18 protein-coding genes are annotated in these 19,683 nt (G+C 44.6%); 6 read left to right on the top strand and 12 right to left on the bottom strand.

Features of this window, described 5'->3' with window-relative positions:
- Positions 1–288: 288 nt before the first annotated feature.
- The 3 genes from C3B73_RS11450 to C3B73_RS11440 are packed head-to-tail and all read left to right on the top strand — an operon-like array spanning position 289 to position 3,107.
- Positions 289–975 carry a hypothetical protein gene (locus tag C3B73_RS11450; RefSeq protein ID WP_103665731.1) on the top strand — a complete coding sequence of 229 codons (687 nt, stop codon included), beginning with the start codon at positions 289–291 and terminating at the stop codon, positions 973–975.
- A 16-nt stretch (positions 976–991) separates the two neighbouring features.
- Entirely contained in the window at positions 992–1,885 is an 894-nt protein-coding gene (locus C3B73_RS11445) for an SMP-30/gluconolactonase/LRE family protein (protein ID WP_103665730.1), read from the top strand.
- Between the two features lie 7 nt (positions 1,886–1,892).
- Complete coding sequence (locus C3B73_RS11440; protein ID WP_103665729.1) at positions 1,893–3,107, top strand: GAF domain-containing sensor histidine kinase; 1,215 nt, start codon at positions 1,893–1,895, stop codon at positions 3,105–3,107.
- Between the two features lie 25 nt (positions 3,108–3,132).
- Here C3B73_RS11440 and C3B73_RS11435 read toward each other — a convergent pair whose 3' ends face one another.
- A complete protein-coding gene (locus tag C3B73_RS11435) occupies positions 3,133–4,098 on the bottom strand; it encodes a Gfo/Idh/MocA family protein (protein WP_103665728.1) in 966 nt (321 codons plus the stop codon).
- A gap of 266 nt (positions 4,099–4,364) precedes the next feature.
- Between C3B73_RS11435 and azu the strand changes: the two genes are divergently transcribed.
- Complete coding sequence (gene azu / locus C3B73_RS11430) at positions 4,365–4,748, top strand: azurin (protein ID WP_408609859.1); 384 nt, start codon at positions 4,365–4,367, stop codon at positions 4,746–4,748.
- An 82-nt stretch (positions 4,749–4,830) separates the two neighbouring features.
- Here the strand turns inward: azu and C3B73_RS11425 are convergent, their stop codons facing one another.
- Entirely contained in the window at positions 4,831–5,478 is a 648-nt protein-coding gene (locus C3B73_RS11425; RefSeq protein ID WP_103665726.1) for an SDR family oxidoreductase, read from the bottom strand.
- A gap of 178 nt (positions 5,479–5,656) precedes the next feature.
- Between C3B73_RS11425 and C3B73_RS11420 the strand changes: the two genes are divergently transcribed.
- Positions 5,657–6,751 carry a 6-phosphofructokinase gene (locus tag C3B73_RS11420; RefSeq protein WP_103665725.1) on the top strand — a complete coding sequence of 365 codons (1,095 nt, stop codon included), beginning with the start codon at positions 5,657–5,659 and terminating at the stop codon, positions 6,749–6,751.
- Between the two features lie 121 nt (positions 6,752–6,872).
- Here the strand turns inward: C3B73_RS11420 and C3B73_RS11415 are convergent, their stop codons facing one another.
- The 7 genes from C3B73_RS11415 to C3B73_RS11385 form a co-directional block, all read right to left on the bottom strand.
- Positions 6,873–8,585 carry an ATP-binding protein gene (locus C3B73_RS11415; protein ID WP_103665724.1) on the bottom strand — a complete coding sequence of 571 codons (1,713 nt, stop codon included), beginning with the start codon at positions 8,583–8,585 and terminating at the stop codon, positions 6,873–6,875.
- Positions 8,586–8,643: 58 nt separating this feature from the next.
- On the bottom strand, positions 8,644–9,921 hold the full coding sequence (locus C3B73_RS11410; protein ID WP_103665723.1) for a hemolysin family protein: 1,278 nt from the start codon (positions 9,919–9,921) through the stop codon (positions 8,644–8,646).
- A gap of 88 nt (positions 9,922–10,009) precedes the next feature.
- Positions 10,010–10,789 carry an enoyl-CoA hydratase/isomerase family protein gene (locus C3B73_RS11405; protein WP_103665722.1) on the bottom strand — a complete coding sequence of 260 codons (780 nt, stop codon included), beginning with the start codon at positions 10,787–10,789 and terminating at the stop codon, positions 10,010–10,012.
- 2 nt (positions 10,790–10,791) lie between these two features.
- Positions 10,792–11,676 (bottom strand): hypothetical protein, encoded by an 885-nt coding sequence (locus tag C3B73_RS11400; RefSeq protein ID WP_103665721.1) that lies wholly within the window; start codon positions 11,674–11,676, stop codon positions 10,792–10,794.
- Positions 11,673–12,149 (bottom strand): hypothetical protein, encoded by a 477-nt coding sequence (locus C3B73_RS11395; RefSeq protein WP_103665720.1) that lies wholly within the window; start codon positions 12,147–12,149, stop codon positions 11,673–11,675. Before C3B73_RS11395 ends, C3B73_RS11400 begins: the two co-directional genes overlap by 4 nt.
- A gap of 12 nt (positions 12,150–12,161) precedes the next feature.
- A complete protein-coding gene (locus C3B73_RS11390) occupies positions 12,162–12,914 on the bottom strand; it encodes a PspA/IM30 family protein (protein ID WP_103665719.1) in 753 nt (250 codons plus the stop codon).
- A gap of 75 nt (positions 12,915–12,989) precedes the next feature.
- On the bottom strand, positions 12,990–14,333 hold the full coding sequence (locus C3B73_RS11385) for a thymidine phosphorylase (protein ID WP_103665718.1): 1,344 nt from the start codon (positions 14,331–14,333) through the stop codon (positions 12,990–12,992).
- 51 nt (positions 14,334–14,384) lie between these two features.
- Between C3B73_RS11385 and C3B73_RS11380 the strand changes: the two genes are divergently transcribed.
- Positions 14,385–15,500, top strand: a complete 1,116-nt coding sequence (locus C3B73_RS11380) for a 4-phosphoerythronate dehydrogenase (RefSeq protein WP_157939489.1) — start codon at positions 14,385–14,387, stop codon at positions 15,498–15,500.
- Positions 15,501–15,519: 19 nt separating this feature from the next.
- Here C3B73_RS11380 and C3B73_RS11375 read toward each other — a convergent pair whose 3' ends face one another.
- The 3 genes from C3B73_RS11375 to C3B73_RS11365 all read right to left on the bottom strand — a co-directional run bounded on the left by C3B73_RS11375 (position 15,520) and on the right by C3B73_RS11365 (position 19,670).
- Positions 15,520–16,971, bottom strand: coding sequence for an SDR family oxidoreductase (locus C3B73_RS11375; RefSeq protein ID WP_269801011.1), 1,452 nt, complete (start codon positions 16,969–16,971; stop codon positions 15,520–15,522).
- 81 nt (positions 16,972–17,052) lie between these two features.
- Positions 17,053–17,337, bottom strand: coding sequence for a hypothetical protein (locus C3B73_RS11370; RefSeq protein ID WP_103665715.1), 285 nt, complete (start codon positions 17,335–17,337; stop codon positions 17,053–17,055).
- Positions 17,338–17,405: 68 nt separating this feature from the next.
- Positions 17,406–19,670: a DUF5916 domain-containing protein gene (locus C3B73_RS11365; RefSeq protein ID WP_103665714.1), complete on the bottom strand. Its 2,265-nt coding sequence runs from the start codon at positions 19,668–19,670 to the stop codon at positions 17,406–17,408.
- Between the last annotated feature and the right edge of the window lie 13 nt (positions 19,671–19,683).

The raw sequence follows: 19,683 nt of genomic DNA, 5'->3' as shown, positions 1-19,683 counted from the left end.
AAGCGCGACTGCTTGATTTACAAAGGCCAGCAAGGTTCTATAAACCTGAAAAGTATAGGATTCCAGTCTTATCGCGAACTCACGGTTTTTTCAATAAGCCCTAAAGATACGGATAAAAAGCTTCTGTTATGAATTTGAGGTGAAAAATAATTTAGGATCATCACTGCAATTGAAAAGATCTGAAAATTCAGCTTTCAAATTCATATCAATTTTAACAACCGGGATTTATTTTCCCTAAATTGGGTTTAGTACATTTGATATGATAACCAAACATTTCAATTAACTCCTATGAAACATATCTCTGACTATTATACCAAAGCCGTTTCGGTCACTGATCTTAAAGAAACCATTAAAAAAGAATTTGATACCAACGAAGTACCAATATCCAATTCCATTTGGGGGACTTCAATTTGCAGCGACGAGATCAACAATACCTTTTTAACCTTAGGTGAGCATTTTAAAGCACCCGGGCCGTTTTTCTTCGGGGGTATATCGGGCTTACCATTCACCGGAAAAACAGGTTTTGCAGCTTTTGCCAGTCATATTCCGAATGATGGAGCAGCTATGATCCTCTATGGTCCACATATTGGTGTTACCGGAGATGGAACTTTTGGAAAGGTACTGAGAGAAGGACAGGAACAACCAAGTTCAAGCTGTGGGTCGCTTATCGCAGGATTGAATGCTGTGAAAAAAGGAGCCGTTTTAGAGGTTGCACATAATGATTATCAGCAGGGACAGGTCAACAAAGTGTTAACAGAAAATTATGATACGATCACTAAAGCTGAAAATGAAGTGATTGAGACCACCGAAGTGGCCTACGATCAGATAAAACGAGAACTCACTGATATCATTGGTTCAGGGATCGAAAATCTTGGTAGTAGCCCTTTACTTTTAGTTGGCGGAGTGATCCTCAACACCGATTGGAACAAGGAAGATCAATTCGACCTTCGCGATATTACCTGGTTTAACAAATAATCTTAAATCCACCCTTATGAATAGAGTTAATACCATTGCGCTTTTTTCGATCATCCTGTTTGGAATGATCGGATGTCAATCTTCCGAAGAACGATCGTCCCTGAAACTTAATACCGTACAGGATTCAACGGATATCGCTTACACTATCACAGGACTCGATGGCCCTGAAGCGGTTCGGTATGATCCGGAGCAAAAGGTGTATTTCATCGCCAATTTCACCGGTGGCGGCAATGATCAGGACTCAACAGGGTTTGTCACAAAAGCAGATGCTGAGGGAAATATTCAGGATCTGAAATTCATGGTTGGAACCGATGAGGCTTCCCTTCACGCTCCGAGAGGTATGTACATAGTAAATGAAACGCTTTGGGTCGCCGATGTCTTGGGAGTTCATGGATTCAATAGATCAACCGGAGAACAAACCGATTTTATCGATTTCACTCAATTTGAGATCGGTTTCCTCAATGACATCTCGGCAGACGAAAATGGTGTACTCTATGTGACGGACACCGGAACCTCAGTCGTATATAAAATTGAAAACGGAGAACCTTCCATTTTTCTAAGTGATTTACCAAGCGCCCCAAATGGGATCACGTTAGATCCAAATAGCGGTAAATTCTTACTGGCTCCCTGGGGTGGTGATCAAGTGTTCTACACTTTTGATGGCACCGGCGAATTAGATGAATTTGCCACTCTTGAAGGAGGAAATTTTGATGGAATCGAATTTCTCGGTACAAACTTACTCTCGGCAAGTCAGAACGATTCTTCCATTCGGGTGTACCGGCCAATGCACGAAATGAAACTGATACACACCACCGGCAGGCCGGCTGATATCGGGATCAACACGGATCTGAATCACATAGCGGTTCCGTACATTGCCCTTGATAAAGTTGAGATCTGGGCTTTAAATTAGGTCTATTATGGCGGATTCCGACTCACAGAGTTCCAAAACTGAGTTTCGACGTCTTCTGAAACTGGCAGAACTGGATGTCGATTTTTCAACGGTTGATAAAAAACTCGATGATCTCACAAAACTGGCGGCACATATCACCGGAACCCCCATTTCCCTCATCAATTTACTAGAAGCAAATACCCAGTGGACCATCTCAAATTATGGGCTTGATATCCGACACACCCCACGTGAGGATACCGTTTGTCAATACGTGATCCAAAGTGATGAACCGCTTGAAATTTCAAGTATGACTGAGGATGATCGATTCAAAGACAAACAGTATGTGATCCAGTCTCCCCATATCCAATATTACTATGGGATACCTCTCTCTAACGGTGATGGTAACCGGGTCGGTGCTTTGTGTGTTATGGACACCAAGCCTAAAGATCTAACTGACACACAGAAAGACATGTTAGATATCATCGCTGATCAGGCTATGAATTGCATACAGAACCATCATAAGATGAAGGTGATGCAGGAAGTGATAGATAATCTAAAACTGGTTCAACAAAAGGTCACACATGACATCCGGGGACCGATCGGCGGCATCATTGGTATCGCTGAGATCATGGAGGCTGAACTGGAGGATCCCGATTTTGATGAGTATCGGCGTTTTCTGGAGCTGATCAAAAGTGGAGGACAATCAGTACTTGAGTTGGCCGATGATATTCTATCAAATGATTTCAGGCTCAGTACAGATGTGGATGAATACACGTTTCAGACCAATATCAACGAACTCAAAGCAAAACTGCTTGCCCTGTATAAACCACAGGCTTTATCAAAATCCATTGACCTATATGCTGAAGTCTCAGCTGAAGAACCTGAGCGGTATTTTCCAAAGCACAAACTCATGCAGGTCTTTGGTAACCTCATTACCAACGCCATCAAATTTACGGAACCCGGTGGTCGTGTAGATATTGAACTGGCTCTGATTGAAACTGACGAAACCACTCTAAAATTCAGGGTCACGGATAATGGAAAAGGAATGAGTCACGAAAGGATCGAAGAAATTCTATCAGATAACCCTGAATCAACAGCAGGAACCGGTTTGGAACGGGGATTCGGTTATGGGTTCCAGCTTGCCCGCCATTTGGTGGAATCGCTGAACGGAGAGCTGTTTATAGAGTCAAAACCGGACGCAGGTACGTCAGTGAACGTGTTCATTCCCATTTTACTCCCTTAAAACCGACTCTGACCCAATAAATTTATTATCCAGCCTTCAGAATCTTATCAATAACTTTCATGTTGGCGACAGCATCTTCAAGCGGCGTTGGTACCGGGCCGTTTTCTAAGATCGCTTCTGAGAATGCATCTCCCTGTAATGTATAATGATTGGCCTGAACTTTTTTCTGTTCAATGATCTTCTCCCCTTTGATCAATGAAACTTTGACCTCTTTTTCGAGAGGGTTGAAGGGGATCTCAAATTCAATAATGCCTTCACTTCCATAGATAGTCATGTTCTGATACCGATCTGACTGCGTTGAACAATACAGGGTTGCTGTCCCATTCGGAAAATTCAACACAGCCGATACATGGCGATCTACGCCAAATTCCGGATCGATATCAACGGAACTCAATATACTTTCAGGTTCACTTTCAAAGATATATCGGGCGGAGGAAATACAGTAGCTTCCTACATCCAGCAGCCCCCCTCCTCCCATTTCGGGGTGGTTACGATAATCCTCTTCGTTTTTGTTAAAATAGCAAAAGGCCGACTGAATGGAATTGATCGTTCCGATCATACCCACACTCAGCCAGGATTTCACGATATCCCATTGTGGATGAAAGCGGTACATAAAAGCCTCCATTACCTTAATATCAGGATACTTTTTTGAGTACTCCACCAAGGACTCTACTTCAGAAACATTCAGGGCAATGGGTTTTTCACACAACACATGCTTTCCTGCTTCAATAGCCTTGAGGGTCCACGGTACATGTAAGTGATTAGGCAATGGGTTATAAATGGCGTCAATGTCGTCATCCGCCAGTAGTTCGTCGTAGTTTCCGTAAGCTTTGATGATGCCCAGCTTTTGAGCCGCTTCCTCTGCCCTTTCAAGATCTCTGGAAGCAATGGCTGTAATCTCTGTCAGGGTTCCTTTCTGCATGGCAGGAATCACATGTTTGATCCCGATATTCGCAGTGCTCAATACGCCCCATTTAATTTTGTCAGACATGGCAGTTCCTTAAATTTTTGGATTGATCTAAAATAACCGAACGAGGCTTGTAATAACAACAAAAACAGAATTTTTGTGCTTTTTAATACGTTATGATATCAGCTTCACAAAAAATTCACATAAGTAACCGACCTTTGAAGCGAATAAAAGACTAGCGTATCTGAAATAGAGGTCGGAATCGCTTTAACCCCAATTAACAATTCATCACCATGAGATATTTATTATCCTTTTTGACAATCATCACATTGGCCCTTTCAACAACTGTTATGGCACAAGATGTGGTAGAAGTTACCATCGAAGGTAACGACCAAATGAAGTACAACCTCAGCGAGATCAAAGTTGAGGAAGGACAAACTGTAAAATTAACCCTGAAGCACGTAGGTAAACTGCCTAAAGCGGCTATGGGTCACAACTGGGTTCTGCTAAAACAAGGAACCAATATTCAGGAATTCGGAGCCGCTGCTGCTAAAGCTGCAGGTAATGATTATATCCCTGAAGGTACTGACAAAGTAATTGCTAACACCAAAATGCTGGGCGGCGGAGAAGAAGTAACCATCGAGTTTACCGCCCCTGCCAAAGGTGAATATGATTTCATCTGTAGCTTTCCCGGTCACTATGCTATGATGAAAGGTAAATTTATTGTTGAATAGGAGAGTAGTTAGTTGCACATCTAAACTACTTATTTATACCCATAACCCCGGAAATTTGACCATCTCCGGGGTTTTTTATTGGTCAGGATATTTTTGCTACCGCTTCTTGAACAGGTTCATCCCCTTGCAACAGATCCAGGCTTTTGTGATAGGTATTCTCGGAATCAATCATCTCTACGATCACAGAAGCCACATCATCGCGGGTGATACTTCGGTCCTTTAAGTCGCTGATCTCTTCACTTAATTCCACCTTTCGGTTACCCTCATCGATGGTCAACCGACCCGGCATTAATATGGTATAATTCAAGCCGGCACTTCTCAAATGATCATCAGCCTTTGATTTAGCCTCATAGTAATGTTGCATTGAATCGGGCCATGCACCTGGATCTCTGTTAGCCATTAGGGCACTCACCATTATAAATCGGTTCACTCCGGCATCTACTGCAGCATCAATGGCCTTGATGGCTCCCTGTTCATCGATCACCTTTGTCTGTGATTTAGGAGTATGTGCTCCAGAACCGGCTAAAAACACTACCCCATCCACATTCTTAAAAGCATGACCTATGTCCTCTTCAAGATCAGCCAATACTGTTTCTATTCCTTCATTTTCAAACTGACCCACTTGATCTTTTTTTCGAACCATGGCCACCGGTGTATGTTCACTTTCTTTTAGTTGTTTCACCAGGCGGGTTCCAATTTGGCCATTTGCTCCTATTATCAGGATCTTCATAAATACTTCTGTTTTTATTTTGAACGTTTATTCATTTTTAAAAGGGTTCTGAAGGCAACATCGTTTCTCCCATTGCTATGAGTCGATCATAATATCCTATCGGGATTAAGAAGATTATTTATACCTTGCCTCCCTAAATTGACTCATTATCTGAATTTACCTTTAATCATTTATCATCATGAAAAAAGCACTTATAGCAACCGGTGGTGGAGATTGTCCAGGGTTGAACGCCGTGATCAGAGCTATCGTAAAGCGAGCTGAAATGGCCGGCAACTGGGAAGTTCATGGAAGCATCGAAGCTTTTAACGGCATCCTTCGGGACCCAAAAGAGATCATCGAACTCAACGAAGAAAATGTAAGGGGAATCCATGCCAAAGGAGGAACCATCCTAAAGACAACCAACAAAGGTGGCCCCTTCAACTGGCCGGTTCAAAATGATGACGGAAGCTGGGATACGGTCGATAGATCAGATGATCTGGTTCGTTATCTGGATGAAGAAGGCTATGATGCTGTCATCAACATTGGTGGTGATGGCTCCCAGAGGATAAGTCAGGCTTTGTATGAAAAAGGAGTCAACATTATAGGGGTACCCAAAACCATTGATAATGATCTATCCTGCACCGATTATACCTTTGGTTTTCAGACAGCCGTGGATATTGCCACCGATGCTGTAGATAAACTGGTAACCACGGCTGAAAGTCACCACAGGCTGATGATACTTGAAGTGATGGGACGTGGTGCCGGTTGGATCGCACTGCATGCGGCTGTTGCCGGAGGATCTGAAGTATGCCTGATCCCTGAGATCCCCTATGATGTAAACAAGGTCGTTGAGCGACTGAATCAACGGTATAAAGAAGGCAAAGGCTTTGCCATCATAGTGGTGGCCGAAGGTGCCAAGGCTAAAGACGGCACCGTGGTAGCCCGGAAAAGCGATGAAGCAGGTTATCGAAATCCACGATTAGGCGGGGTGGCCTATCAGCTTTCCGATGAGCTCAGAAATGCCGGGTTTACTCACGACATCCGGGAAGTGGTACTGGGGCATTTGCAGCGAGGAGGAACTCCGATCGCATTTGACAGGGTCCTCGCCACTCAGTTTGGTGTCAAAGCCATGGAAATGGCTATGGAAGGTGATTTTGGAAAGATGGTTTCCTTCATGGATAACGAGATCACATCGGTCTCACTCAAAACAGCCACACAAGGTCAAAACCTGGTAGATCCGAACAGCTTTCTGGTGAACACTGCTAAAGGCGTAGGCATCAGTTTCGGGGATTGATCCCGATATAATCAACTATCGGCTTATAAGACTGTATAATTCATTATAGACTGTAAAACTTATATTTTGATCCTAAAGACGTCAGAGTGATCACCTGTACCTCGGATCAATGATAGTGTACCTATCCAACCCGGAACCTAAGTTCATCAATGGTAGACAGTATCTCATCTCGGTCCATATCCCGATAGCGTTCGGGAAGTAATTCTTTGGAGGTACATTCAATGACCGCACTCAGAGTTTGAAGCTCAATTTCTTCCGGATAAGTTGGCGGAAGGAAATCTTCAAGAGCAAGGTCAAGGATCTCAGGTGATACTATTTTGTTTCCCTCTGCTGCTGCCCGGAATTTGGCACGGGTCAGTGCGGCTTCCATATCAGCGCCGGAAAAGGTCTTATCCCCGTTTTCAATGATTTTTGGCGTATATGCTTCTGTCATCTTCAAACCGGTTTTCTTTGCCATCGCTTCAAATAATTCCACCCTTTCCTCCTGAGTGTGTGGCGGGAATAAAGCGAGATGTTCTTCTGCGCGACCTTGTCGCTTTAGGTCAACCGGCATAAGGTCGGGTCGGGCGGTCATCAGGAACCACACAATGCGGCCCCGGTTAACCGTATCACTCATAAACGTGGCAATTTGTGAAAATACGCGGCTCGAAACACCACTGTCACCGCTCGCATCACGGTCGCCAAGGTATGCATCCGCTTCATCGATCATAACGGCTACAGGAGCCATAGCTTTTAGCAGAGAGAGGATCTTCTCAAGGTTTCCTTCGGTCACCCCCTGCCACTGACTTCTGAAATTCTTCAATTTCACCATTGGAATACCTACTTCGCTGGCAAAACAGGTCACTAAGAATGTTTTACCGGTTCCAACCGGACCGCATACCAGATACCCCATTGGCATAACATCCTGCCGACCTGCTTTCAGAGCCTGCACGGCCTGCCGTAAGTGTTGCTTGACCTGTTTATGTCCGGCTACGTTATCCAGAGAATATGGGGTTTCCACAAACTCAAGAAGCCCATACGCTTCGGCTTCGATCAACTCCTTCTTGGATTCAGATAACCCTTCAAAGGTGATCTTCTCCTTGTTTTCCCTTGCATGTGATATCACACTGCGGATATTCACAAAATTAAGTCCGGCCGTTTGTTGAGCCACGATCTCCGCTTTAACCGATGATATATCTTTCCACTCGTCCTTTTCCGTTTCATATTTTATGAACTCAAGACGATCGTTATCGCCCGGAATATTGATCTTGATATCGCTTGTGTAGGGATTCTGCACGATCGTCTTATTCAGATCTGCAAGATTTTCTGTGATGAGTACAGTTGTGAAATCAGATGCCAGAAACATTGGGTCGTGGGCCCAGCGCGACAAATACACCATGGAAGTCCGGTCCTCATTGCCTATGGACGCCGCATCACTCATTGGAACTATGGTTTCGGCATAGTCTATGATAAGGCCAATACTTTTCTTTTGGTCGAGACGGAGACGGAAATATTGCTCCAGCAGTGACATCACCCTAACCGGATCTTTCGGCATTTTATTGGCATAATCGGTTCCAACCAAACTGTCTCTTCCGGCTATAGCCTGATTAAAATCAGCCTGTGATTCCTTATCCCGAAAATAGATTCCCGATGCCCGGTCATAAAAGATCACAAAATCACGAGCCCCGAAAAATTCATCCGACAAAAATGATTTCAGACGGTTGAATTTAGTACCCTCTTCGGTTTTGAGTGGCACCAGGTCATGTACATTTCCGTGTATGATGAACTGATTGATGGTTCTGCTGAGGTATTTTCTGGCAAATTCCTGAGACCATTTCGGATAGTGATCGAACATGATATGTATTTTACGCGGTTCTGATTAACGGATCAATCTAACTACTTTTCAGTAAAGGTCAATCGATCAACACGAGCTTTACCGTTTCAATGCGACTTGGTGTGGCTTTACTGATAATGAATTTATTTCCATCTATCACCACTTCCTCGTTTACCTTGGGTATGCGCCCTAAATGATTTATGATGTACCCTGCTACGGTATCGTATTCAGAAGGTTCCACGGGAAGATCAATATCTTCGAATTTTTCACACAGCTCTTCGATCTCAACATTTCCACTGACCACATAGCTGTTATCCGTAAGCTTTTTCATGATCTCATCTTCCACATCGTACTCATCCTGAATGTCACCCACTACCTCCTCTAAGAGGTCTTCTATGGTCACCATTCCGGCTGTCCCCCCATATTCATCAAGCACGATGGCCACAGACATATTTGACTGCCTGAACTCCGTTAGAAGGTCATTGGATTTTTTACTGGATGGCACCAGCTTTACCGGCCTGATGATCTCGTGCAGGCTTTTGGGTTGATGGAAGAAATCGTGGGCAAACACCACACCGATCACATCATCAATGGAATCTTTATACACCGGCAGTTTGGAGTGACCCGACTGAATGAACATATCCAGCACATCATCGATGGAAGTTTCTTTTTCGACTGCCTGAATTTCAATACGCGGGATCATGGAATCCTTTACCCGCTTGTTCGAAAGTTCAAGAACGTTATGCAAGATCTCGGAATCATCCTCGTCAATATCCTCACTGCCTCCACTGTCACGCAGCTCCTTGAAGATCATCTCCACATCCTGCCTTCGGTAGTAGTTCTCGGGTACTTCGGCATCCTTGACCAACAGTTTGATCAATACATTGGATGAACCTCGCGATATCTCAATCAGCGGTCTGAATAGGTAGTATGCGATTCTCAGTGGAACCGAAATAACCGTGATCATATTATCAGCCAGTGCCCGGAATATTGCTTTGGGAAGGATCTCACCAAACAGCATAATGATCACAGAGGCTAATATGGTTTGAACCAAAAGTGTTTCGAGGTCGGTAGGAATAACACCAAACCAGGCTTCACTAAACTGCCGAATTGGTTCAACCAAAAATATGGCCATGAAGGTGGCATACAGTACATTAACGATATTGTTGCCGACCAACGTGGTAGTGAGGAAAGTCTCCGGTTTTTTCGTGAAAAACTCTATGGAATTCCCCAAAAAGTTATTCTTTCGGGAAGCTACTTCCAGTTTCAGCTTATTGGCCGTAACGAAGGCGATCTCGGATCCTGAAAAGAATCCGCTGAGTATGATGGTTACAACGATCAAAAGAAATTCAGTCATAGAATTCCTCCCGATCCGTCTGCAAAAAATTTAAATGTGGTGTAACTACCCGATGGAGGTTCGTCTTTCATTCAGAAAAAGTTCGTTCTTATTTACCGGAGAAATTAGGTTTCCTTTTTTCGAGGAATGCGCCGGTACCTTCTTTAAAATCAGCGGTACCGCATAATTCTCCAAAAAGTCGAGCTTCGGCTTTATAGCCGTCTTCAGAGTCGGCCTCTTTAACGGCCAGAATTGCATTTTTAATGGCTACAGGACCTTGCTTTAAGATCTTACCCAGCATGGCTTTAGCCTCTTCAACAGGATCTGCATCTGCGATCTGATTGACCAACCCAACCTCAAAAGCCTCATCAGCTTTTATCTGACGACCAGTCATGATGTATTCAAGTGCCCTGGCACGTCCCGCCAGTTTGGTCAGTCGCTGGGTTCCGCCATATCCGGGAATCAATCCAAGTGATACTTCAGGTAATCCAAGAGCGGCATTGGGGGAAGCGATCCTCAGGTGACAAGCCATCGCCAGTTCACACCCACCACCAAGAGCATAGCCATTAACGGCTGCGATCACGGGAATGGTCAGGTCTTCGATCTTTTGAAAGATCCGTTGTCCCCTTTCCGAAACTTTTTCTCCCGAAACAGGATCCAGCGAGCTCAGTTCCTTGATATCGGCTCCGGCTACAAACGCTTTATCACCGGCTCCGGTAATGACCAAGGCTTTGATCTTATAATCTTCTTTGATCGCATCAACGGCTTCATCCAGTTCATCCAGAACCTTGTTGTTGAGAGCATTCAGTTTATCGGGGCGATTAATGGTAAGCGTACAAATTCCGGATTCGTCAACATCAAGAAGCAACGTTTCGTAAGACTGAGCCATGTTTATTCTTTAACTTTCCTTGCGGGTTTGATTTCTGTTTCAACTTCGTCAGAGAGTTCATCCAATATGGAATCGAAATCCATATCGTTCTCCCATTCGTTATTGTACTCCGGTAAAATATCCTGATCTAAGTCATCAATCAATTGTGAAGTTTCTTCCACTTCATTCAGAAGATTATCCAGCTGGAATCCGATCTCTTCCGGATTACTCATGGTCATAGACTGCTCGTAGATATATCTGACGGCATCTTCAATGGTTTCCAGATGCGTTTCACACACCAGATATTTCTCTTTGGCCACGCTGAATTTCTTAAGCCGCTTTTGCATAATGGCAACACGGCGGGCTTTTGTGCGCTTCAGTTTCTCAGATTCCAGGGTTTTGATCTCCTCGATCTGTCTTACCACTTCTTCTTTCAGATTGCTTTCCAGTGACGTGTTAAGGTACACTTCATACCGCTTGATCAGATCCAGCAGGGTCAGGTAATTTCCAAGTAGCTCATCGATCTTTTTGCCGATGTTATCTAAAAGTCCTTGTGAACTGTAGGGTAATTTTTCAAAATTTTCCTGAACCAGTTTGGCCAGGTGCTTGAGAACCAAAAATCGCTTTTGAGATTTATTATCGAGCGACTGAAACAGTTCTTTTTCATTGTTCGCCGCATGGCGCTCTTTGATCTTTTTGAGCTCCAGTTTTTTTCTGAACCGGGGCAGCTTGGGCACAATACCCAGATACATCAGCTCTACACCAAACACCGTGGTCAACAATATGCTGGATACATCGCCAAAGCCACTCATAAAGAATGCCGTAAGTGTAGATACCAGCAGTACCCCAAGATTAATGGGGTTCATGAATGCTTCGCGTGTGTAGTTGATGTTTAAGTCTTCGCTCATGATTTCACATCCGGTGAATTATCGGTATTGTCAGAATCAGCGGAGGATTCCGGTTTTTTAGTGCCTATGGTTTTTTCGGTTTTGATCTCATCCGCCTGTTTTTCGATCTCGCTATACAACATGCCCATTTCAGCTTTTACCTGCTTGAGGGTTTGTTTAGCCTTCTGCTTTTTCATTTCCTCATCCAGCTCTTCTTTTTTGATCTTGCTGGCGGCTTCAGAGGATTCATCTTCCAGGCTGTCTAAGGCCACATCCAGCCGGGCTTCCACATGAGTTACCTTTTCACGAACCTTACCAAGGAATTCATCCATGGTCTCGAGCAGGTTATCCGCATTCATTTTATGAACGGCTTCTGAGATCTTGCCTTTTTGTTCGGCTCGCTTCAGTCGCTCCTTAGCTTCCTTAATACGCCGATAATGATCTTTGTATTCCTGCTTCAGGCGTTCGCGTTCTTCTTCTCCTTTGGTACTCATGGCCGTAAGCTGTTAAGAACCTGATTTTTCTTTGTTACCGATAGTTTTGGAACCGTCTTGTTCTTTGGCCGGCTCTTCCTCATCCATATTGATGGAACCGCTCTTCTCGCCCATTTCCATCTTGAATTGCTCTACCAGTGACTTCGCACGAAGTTTTTCGGCATTCGCTTCAATTTCCATGGTCTCGGTATCAATGCTGTCTAAGGCGATCTCCATACGCGCTTCATTCTTGGCAGAGCGCTCATTTAAACGGTTGATCATTTCATCGTGGGTCTGATCGATACCTCCTACCTCGAATTGCTCCAGGGTATCGGCGATCTTGGCTTGCCATTCTGAACGCTCGCTGGCACGCAGTGCTTCCTTGGCTTCCTGGATCTTGCGATCTTTTTCCTTCATGAACACTTTCTTCACCTTAAGTGCTTTTTCATATGCACGTTCAGCGAATTCAAGCTGTTCTTTGGTGTGAACCAGGCTTTCCTTGGCTTTTTCAAGTTGCAGGGCATAGCCTTCTGCAATATCATCCCGGTTAGCCTGAATAGCAGACCTTACTTTATTGGTCAGATCCTGAATTTGTTTTTCGTTGCGGTTCAGCTCTTTTTGAAGCATCAGCAGGTTTGCTTTAACCGTTGCGATGTTGTCATTCATTTGAGGGATCTGATCGTTCATTTCCCGGATATTTTGCTCCAGGATCAATTTTGGATCCTCAATTGAGCTGATCAAGCCACCGAACATAGATTTGATTGCGCGGATAAATCGTTGAAACATAATACTTTCCTTTATTTTTTAATGCCCTGTTAAACTACAAACTAAATTAACCGATTATTAGTGTATTTCAAGCAGTTAAAGCTCAAATGCCCTGCTGCCGTCCTTATCAATGATATGACTGATCAAATTCACTGATTCGGGTTTAGTTTCAGCAATGGTTACTGCACCGATCAATTGATCACTCGCAGCTTCTATTGCTGATGGGTTGTTCGTATAACCCACCATAATTGTTTCACCTTTCTCAATTTTGTCCCCAATTTTCTTTTTGAGCACAATTCCTGCCTGCGGATCCACATTGTCTTCTTTCTTTTTCCGGCCGGCTCCCAATTCTACCGAGGCCATCCCGATCTCGTAGGAATTCATTTCCGACATATATCCGGATCTCTCCGCTTTGATCACAAATTCATATTGAGCCTGAGGATATTTTTTGGGTGATCTGATCATATCAACATCGCCACCCTGTTCCTCAACAATATCCAGCCATTTCTGAAACGCTTCTCCATTTTCGATCTGCTTCTTGCTGATATCGATCCCTTCTTTCACGCTCTCTGCTTTCTCTCCCAGGTAGATCATTGTCCCTGCCAAAAGATGGGTAATCTCCATGATATCATCCGGCCCTTCTCCATGCATGGCATCAATGCATTCTTCCACTTCCAGCCAGTTGCCGATCTTATAGCCTAAAGGCTGATTCATATTCGTAACGTAGGCAATGGTTTCTTTTTCAAACTGTGTACCGATTCCCACAAGTGCTTCACCTAACCTGATGGCATCATCCGTTGTTTTCATGAAGGCACCGGAACCGGCTTTCACATCCAGCACAAGCGCATCAATACCCTCTGCCAGCTTTTTACTCATGATACTGCCTGCGATAAGAGGTATGGATTCTACGGTCGCTGTTACATCACGTAAGGCATACAGGCGTTTGTCGGCCGGAGCAATTTCTGCGGTCTGCCCGGCTAACACAAGATCGTGTTTGGCAATGATCTCCTTGTATCGAGGCAGATCCATATCCACCGTAAAGCCGGGGATGGATTCCAGCTTATCAAGCGTGCCTCCGGTATGACCAAGTCCCCGCCCCGAGATCATCGGCACCGGAACCCCTGCCGAAGCTACAATGGGTGCCAGAATCAGCGAAAGTTTATCACCTACTCCTCCGGTTGAATGTTTGTCTACCTTCTTACCACTGATATCCGACAGGTCCACGATCTCCCCGGAATGCAGCATGGATTCCGTTAGGGCTGCCGATTCCTCATCATTCAGTCCATTAAGAAAGCATGCCATCAGGAAAGCACTAACCTGATAATCCGGTATTTCATCGGCTGTATATCGGTCGATGAGGTATTTAATTTCTTCGTTCAGGAGAGTTTCCCCGTCCCGTTTTTTGCGTATGATCGAAACTATATTATATTTTGCATCCATGTTCCAAGTATAGGCTTTCAAACACTTTTTTTCTCACACAAATCAGATTTTTTGATACACGCAGCAGCCGACCAAAATCTTTATAAGATTAAAGAACTGATCCCTCCAAATGTGAACCTGAGATTGTACGATCCTTCTGAAGGCATACCGGATCTGACCGGGATTGATGCTCTTTTGGTCCGCACGGTTACCCATTTAAATGCAGAGACACTTCCTCACATTCCATCGGGATTGAAATTTATTGGAACCGGTTCATCCGGAACCGATCATCTGGATAATGAATACCTTGAGTCTCATGGCATCAAACTATCAAGTGCAAATGGATGTAATGCCCGATCAGTGGCTGAATATGTCATGACTGCCTTACTCCTTTGGAGAGAAAAATTTCACAACGATAGATCGTTTGGTAAAGTGGGAGTGATTGGTGCGGGTAAGGCAGGAAGTGCCGTTATCGAACTGCTTACCTCATTTGATATTGAATGTGTGGCATACGACCCACCCCGTGAGATCAGAGATCCCAAATTTAAATCTGCCTCCCTCAAAGAGGTGCTCAGTTGCGACATTCTAACTTTTCATGTTCCTCTGAACCGAAAGGGAGAATATCCGACCTATCACTGGCTGAATGATTCAAAACTGGAAGGAAAAACTTATAAATTGGTCATCAATGCATCACGAGGTGGGGTTGTGGATGAACAAGCCTTATTGAAGGCTCATGGTCAGGGAAATGTAGAGCATTTCATACTGGATGTATGGGAAGGAGAACCTGACTTTAGTGTAACGGCAGCAGAACAGGCCTTTATAGCCACACCTCACATCGCCGGCTATTCTGAACAAGCCAAGATCAATGCCACCAAAATGATCTGTGATGACCTCGCTGACTTCTTTGGCTTGCAACGATCTTCTACTAAACTAAAAAATATCACTAAAAACGAAGACCTGGCACACATACAGTACGATCTGACCAAATTGATCACGCGCCTCCATCCTATTCTTGGATATGATGCCGCCCTGCGTGATCTTATTGATCGGCCGGATAAAGATGTACTCTTTAGGAACCTGAGAAATGAGTGGCCATATCGATTTGAATACCCATTTTTAAGAATAAGGAATGAGTTACTAATGGAGTTTCAGGAACTTCAAAAACTTGGTGTAAAACCTATTTTATAAGACTATTTTTAGATTTAGATTACTTCCCTGCTTTAACCTCAGCCTCCCTTGCAATACTATCTATCATAGAGGAAAACACAAACAAGTGGATGGGATACAACGCATACCAATATAACAGGCCAAATAATCCTTTTGGGGCAAAGTAAGCCGTTTGAACCAGCTTGGTTTTGCCGGAGCTTTCTTCCGTACTTACCTGAAATTCGAGCCATGCACGTCCGGGGACTTTCATCTCGGCCCGAAGCCTGAGGATCTCCCCCGGTTTCAAAGCTTCAACCCGCCAGAAATCCAAGGCATCACCGATGCGTAACTTTTCAGGATGCCTTCTGCCTCTTCTAAATCCCACGCCTCCAACCAGGCGATCCAGAATACCACGCAGTTTCCAGGCCCATTCAAAGGTCAGCCAGCCTTTCTCGCCACCAAGACTCGTAAATACATCAAAAACCTGATTCTGCGGCACATCCAGTTTTCTAATGCGGCGTTCAATGATCAAACCTTCCTTGGTCTCAAGGATAACCGGTTGTTCGTCCCCCTTACTGCTGATCAGGGCATCATTCCAGGTAGTTTCAACTTCATCCGTATCAAGCCGTGCAAGGGCTAGTTCAACCGCTTTTTTATAGGATATAGGCTCGATCTCAGGAAACAACTGCGTTGCCTTGTCATTCTGAACCAATACATCATTCTTAAGCCCTTCGATCAGCGGGCGGGCCAGCGAGGCCGGAACCGGAGTCATCCAATGGACCCAATGGGATGACAGCGCGGGCGAGAGAAATGGAACGGGAATGAGCAACCGCTTTAGTCCCTTGATCTCCGCATACACCTTCATCATATCGGCATAGGTAATGATACTGCTTCCACCGATCTCGATGATCTGATCTTTCGTCTCCGGCTTTTCAATGGCCAGCACCAGATACTGAAGTACATTACGGATAGCTATGGGCTGAACCTTGCTATAAACCCACTTTGGGCTGATCATAATAGGGACTCTTTCCGTGAGGTAACGGATCATTTCAAATGATTTACTCCCGGAACCCACTACAATGGCCGCTCTGAATTCTGTAACCGCTACAACTGATTCCCTGAGTACTTCACCGGTCTTTTGCCGGGAAGATAAATGCTCGGAAAGATCATCTTCCTGATTCCCCAATCCACCCAGATATATGATCCGTTCAACTCCATTTTGCTTTGCTGCCTTGCCAAAGTTCCGGGCAGCCTGCATATCCCTTTCATGAAAATCCGCATCACTGTTCCCACTCATGCTGTGTATCAGGTAGTAGGCGATATCCACTCCATTCATAACGCCATTCAGAGACGCAGGTTCAAGTACATCCCCCTCAACAACCTCTACCTCTTCGATCCAATCACGCCCTTCAAGCCGACCGGCATCCCGGGAAAGAACTCTAACCTCGTACCCTTTACTTAACAGTTTTGGAACCAGCCTCCCCCCAATATATCCGGTTACACCGGTAACCAGAATTTTTTTTCACTCAATATCTGCTCCGCTAAAGATTAGTATCTCAGCCGGTTACAACAAGATCGCGGAAGAATTGGTTCTTTAACGGTTCAGATAAATACGTGCCATCCAGATGAGGGAACCGATAAAGAATATGGCGCCGATCGGAAAGGTAATGAAGAGATACCAGCCGGACATAAATAAGCTGTACAGGATTCCGCCAATATCCACTCCGGCAACCATGCAGGGCTGAATGCAACCCTCATTGACATCACAACCACTCAGATTTGCGATCAGATCGACCAGGCCAACAAGTATAAACGGCGATACTGCGATCACCATGGACAGCAGTAACCATACCAGTGGCTTTTTGAAAGGATTTTTCATTCAATTGTGATTTATTGGCAGAAATATAGGCTCACCCCATCATCGGCTCAAACCAAAAAATGAATGAACTAACTGCGGATCAGATACTGAAATTTCACAAAAAACTCACGCTGAGTCTGTCTGAATCCCCAATAAGATCGGTTGACGGAATTATCATAAAAATCGGTGTGATAACTGGTCATGCCAATATAAAACTTGGTGAAGGCATTAGCCTTATAGTATAACAACGGGTAGATCTGAACCTCTTCACTAAAGGAATTGTATTCGGTAATGAGGCGGGCAAATAACCGTTTGGTAAAGTTATAGCGCGTATTCAGGCGATAGATATCACCGCTGTAGTAGGTTTGATCACCACCATCTTCAGATAATTTGGAGTAGTTGTAATTGAGGGTCATTCTGAAACGCGGAGTGGGTTTAACCGTGGCATCCGCAGAGATGTTGTAACCGACACCCAGGGTAGGAACCTGAGAGCGGTTGATATTCCTGCCATATTCAAAGCTGCCGCCAAATGAGAAGGTATCATATGTATTGGAATTAAAACTGATGGTTCCACGATAGATATTCCGAAACATCTGCCCCCTGAATCGTTCATCATTCACCGGTAAAAAATTGATGTTCAGGTCGTTCTGCCCTACCAGTTTATTGTTGAACCGTACAAACATGAAGCGTTCCTGAAACTCTCCGTCAAAATCGTATCGCCAGTTTCCACTTACATTCAATGACCCCTGAGATATCATATCGTTATCAGGATAGTAAGAGAGACCCTGACTAAAGCCGATCTGCCGGCGGTCTACGTTATTGATAAAGCCGGTTTGAGTTTGAAGAGTCGGGGAATAGGAATCGTAATCGAAGGAGAAATTGTAGTACTTGGATTCCCGTGAAAACTCTGCACTCAACAGAGTCCCACCAAATTTTTCCCCATTGAAGGCGGCATCATTAGAAGAACTGCCCAGGGTACGCGGATCTGAAAACAAAGCCATGTCATCCAGCTCCTTAGTTTTCGAATAACCGGCTTGCCCCCTGAAATAGTAATTCGGGGCAACCGCAAGTGCCCAATCAACACCGCCAACGTAATTATGGCCACCTTCATAATTTCGGGTCGTGATCAATGAACCGATGTGCGATTCTTCTCCGAGATTATATTTTCCCCTTAGAATATTATTGTATGCGTTCAAATTGGTCTGAACCTGTGAACTGCGCTCTTTGCCCGGTACGATAAAGGGGGCTTCACGATCGTATGCCGACAAAAAGGCGATACTGAAACGATTGGTTGCCCGGGTGAATTTGGCCGCTGCAAAAGGGTTATTAATGGTCCTGGAGTAATACAGATTTTCTCGCGTACTGAAGAGATCCGCCCCTTTCACAAAAAACGGCCGTTTTTCAGAGAAATAGAGGGCAAAGGTTTCGTTCACACTGATCTGCGAGGCATCGGTCTCTATCTGGCTGAAATCGGGATTCACCACCATCTCAAGAGAACTGTTGGTGGTTGGAGAATAGGATATACTACCTCCGGCCTTGGTATGGATCTTTTCGTTATCGAAACCGGATTCTGCGTTATTGGGGTCCAGAAGTGCTCCGCGATGAGTGGCGGCTGCATATGGCAGGATCTCAACAGTATTCGAGCGATCGATATACTGAATGTTGGTCAACTGACCGCTTTGGCACAGTAAACAAGGGTTATCCATCATTACGTTGGTCCACGACAACTGATACCGGTTCTTTCGCGGATAATTTCTGATGAATTGAATGGCCCAATTCTGAATATCCCGGTCCGGAAAATTAAAACTCTTGAATGGGATCTTCATAACAGCAATGTATCCTGTACCGGTGATGGAGGCTTCGGAGTACCAAAGAGCATCATAACTAAAATCTTCTGAAGTGGACGTTCGTGTGGCATCCATTTGTATGCCCAGTGGGTTCACCACAAATTCGTAGGCCTGCTGATTATTACTGTAGGTATCCAGGATCACCCCCACGTAATCATCCCCAAAGAACCCATCCCGGTCGGTTACATTGGCACGAATTCTTGCCGGTTCAGGGTCTATGCTTTCAAAGCCTATATAAAGGTTATCGGTACTGTACAATACCTTCACCCGGGTTTCAACCGGGGCCGGCTCCTGATCGTTGGGCTGTCGCTGATACTGAAGCAAGGTAGGTTTAGCTTTCGCCCAGGCCGGATCATCCATTTTTCCGTTTATATCAAAATCCTCTTCGATCTCAACCGGTTCATAACTGAAAGATTGCTGAGTCTGAGCAATGCCCGTTTCAGGGGTTAAAATTACACAGATCAACCATACAAAGAATAAGGTAAAACGGTAACCGGTCTGTTTCATAAACTTATATTTC

The organism is Gracilimonas amylolytica (assembly GCF_002911695.1).
GTDB lineage: Bacteria > Bacteroidota > Rhodothermia > Balneolales > Balneolaceae > Gracilimonas > Gracilimonas amylolytica.
This window is presented reverse-complemented; position numbering and strand designations above follow the sequence as displayed.